Consider the following 2,781-nt stretch of genomic DNA (forward strand, 5'->3'; position numbering starts at 1 on the left):
AAAATAAGCCACACCTTAATTTAACTGACGTAGAGCTCAACGCACTAGTTATCGCTTAAGCAGATCTCAGGTTAAATAATAATGCCCGTACTGACTCTCATCCATACTTTCAATAGCTTGATTACTCAATAATGAAGCCAACTGCGGTGTGGTATTACTATGCCCTATTACTACCACAACGCCATTTTGTGCTAATAATTGTTTTTTCAATGTCATTAGATCAGCAGCATCATAGGTAATAACTTTAATATTATAATACGCGGCTAATGGCGCTGCCGTGTTTAGGGTACGGTTATAGTTACTACTGAATAACGTTATGTTTGGATAGGTGTTAACTAACGAAACCAAGTACTCAGCACGCGCTTGGCCTTGGGCAGTTAGAAATGGATTTTCCCCTGTTTGTTTTTCGCTATGTCGAAACAAGTAAACCTGTTCAGGGGCAGAAAAGGCGGGTTGGCAAATAAGTAATAATGCTATTAACAATGTTTTTATGTGGGCATTCATTATTGCTTCTCTCGTTTATATGCTAATAGGCGATTTATAAACTCAGTTGTAAGCTCATTTATGAGTCCAGTTTCTGCATTTAAAATCAAACTAAAGCCTACATTTAAGTGCGGAAACACAACCAAATCACTGCGGTAGCCTTGCACCCAACCACTGTGGTAATAAAGCGTTTCATCATCATAATCATACACACGCCAGCCTAGCCCATAGTAGGCTTCGTTCATGTGCTCTCGCCATACTCGTCTGTAGCGTTCTTTTTTAGTATGTGTATAAGGACGCGTTTGCGTGGCCAATGCATCTAAGGATAATACCGATGGATATTGCCCTAGTTGCGCATTTAACCAAATAGCCATATCTGACGCACTGGCGTTTACCCCAGCCGCCGGAGCGACTTTATAATAATTCTTTTTCAAACGGGCACTGTACCAACGCTTTTTCCCTCGCACATGAGGGTGTGCGTAGTTACTATCTTGCACCATGGCATCGTAGCCTAAGCTTGCATCGTTCATTTTTAGAGGGATAAAAAATGCGTCATTGAGCCACTGAGTATAAGTTTTGTTGGTGCTTTTTAAAATCACGTCATCAATTAAACTAAACATGACATTTTGATAGCCATAACAGTCACCGGGTTCGCATATAGGTTTTACACTTAATAGCTTTTCTACAATATCGCTATACCCCATTCGCGATTCGATTAAATTATCGTATGCATTCGGTACTAGCCCACTAGAATGGCTTAAAATATGAAAAACCTTTAAATCATCTTTGTAGTCGGTTTGTTTAAATTCAGGAATGTAATGACTAACAGGAAAATACAAATTAAGTTGTTCTTCATTTGCAAGTTTTGCCGCTAACGACCCTGCAAACGTTTTAGATACTGAGGCCAAACGAAACCGAGTGTGTGGATTAATTTTTTGCCCACTGCGCACTTTGGTATGCCCCATAGTATGTATATAGTCACGCGCTTGTGCGTTGACGATGGAAAGCGCTCCGCCCGGAATCTTTTTTACTTTTAGTTTTTTTTCTACGTAGCGTCCATAATTTTTAACAAAAGCTTCCCAATCAGGATCTGTGCTTGCGCTTGCCTGTAAATGCGTCCCTAAAATACATAAAGCAAAAAAATAAAAGGGTAAGGAGTTAAAATACTTCATTCTTAGCTAATTTTTCTTTTTTAGTCATAATCAGCCTCTATAATATCATGAACTTTTGCTCGGACTAACGTACAATATGTTCGATTAATGGCTTTTGAGTGGATGTAAAATATTTATGCGTTTTTTAGTTGTATCACTTTTTATTGTATTAGCTTCAGGTTGTGCCGTAGTTAAGCAGCCTGCAGAACCTTTAGCAATGCCTGCAAAACCTTTGCTTAAGAGTCAAACTTACCAACTTAAATATGAAACCGAGCATGCTTCACCGAAAGTAAAATCGGTGCAATTACCTGCACATAACATTAAAAAAAATCAGACTGTCAGAGTGATCGTAGACCGTGCAAGTGTCACCGACACATTAGTATCTCAAATTAGCCAAGCACTTAACGATAAACAACTAAAAGTTACCACAACCGATAACAGTGATTACACGTTAGCTATCCATCAAGTTGACCTTGAGTTTATAGATGATGCTAAGTACATCCTAGCGCAGCCAGAAAAACCTTATTCATTGTTTTCAAAAGTAGCACAGCAATTCCCTTCTCAACAATGCGCAAATATACTGGCACAAGTTAGTATGCGCCTTACACACAAAGCATCGGGAGATGTAGTTTGGTTTGCCAAATCATCAATAGATAGTGCAAGCTTTCACCGTGAGCCCCTAATCTATAGCTTTACTGAAGAAAAAAAGATCACTAACGAGTTAGAAGTTGTTGCGTTTATTCATAAACATAATACCGAACAGGCTCGGCTTAAGCGTGCTGAACTTAAAAATGAAGTAACGGCCCCTGCTTATAAAACCATTACTAAACTGAGTCGTTTAACTAAATTAAATGGGCCATGTACACGTACTGAGATCAGCGCATTAACTCCCATGATGCAATTTTACTTAAGCAGTATACTTATCGATAAAATTAAAGTTCAGTAGTTGCAGGACGACCGCTACATTTTTTTTACAGATTTAGCCAAGAGTTTGACAATATACTAGGGTCTGTTGACCTTTCAAGGTTAAATTTGCAGCAGTCTGTTTGGTATTTAGGCAAGGCAGCGCATATGTGGTGTGGTTATTCCCCATAAATAGGCGATAACGCAGCATCAATGCCAAACAGGCGCTGCCCGAAGGGTTCTG

The 2,781-nt window shown here is 39.2% G+C and carries 3 protein-coding genes; 1 reads left to right on the plus strand and 2 read right to left on the minus strand.

The features are described from left to right. Positions 1-66: 66 nt before the first annotated feature. Together AAEY57_RS18985 and AAEY57_RS18990 are read right to left on the minus strand one after the other, a co-directional pair. Entirely contained in the window at positions 67-504 is a 438-nt protein-coding gene (locus AAEY57_RS18985; RefSeq protein ID WP_350608555.1) for a histidine phosphatase family protein, read from the minus strand. After that, positions 504-1,655, minus strand: coding sequence for a serine hydrolase domain-containing protein (locus AAEY57_RS18990; RefSeq protein ID WP_013465501.1), 1,152 nt, complete (start codon positions 1,653-1,655; stop codon positions 504-506). Before AAEY57_RS18990 ends, AAEY57_RS18985 begins: the two co-directional genes overlap by 1 nt. Positions 1,656-1,770: 115 nt before the next feature. Between AAEY57_RS18990 and AAEY57_RS18995 the strand changes: the two genes are divergently transcribed. Then, entirely contained in the window at positions 1,771-2,580 is an 810-nt protein-coding gene (locus AAEY57_RS18995) for a hypothetical protein (RefSeq protein WP_013465502.1), read from the plus strand. Positions 2,581-2,781 lie beyond the last annotated feature (201 nt).

The sequence above is a fragment of the Pseudoalteromonas sp. MER144-MNA-CIBAN-0113 genome, assembly GCF_040308965.1.
GTDB lineage: Bacteria > Pseudomonadota > Gammaproteobacteria > Enterobacterales > Alteromonadaceae > Pseudoalteromonas > Pseudoalteromonas tetraodonis.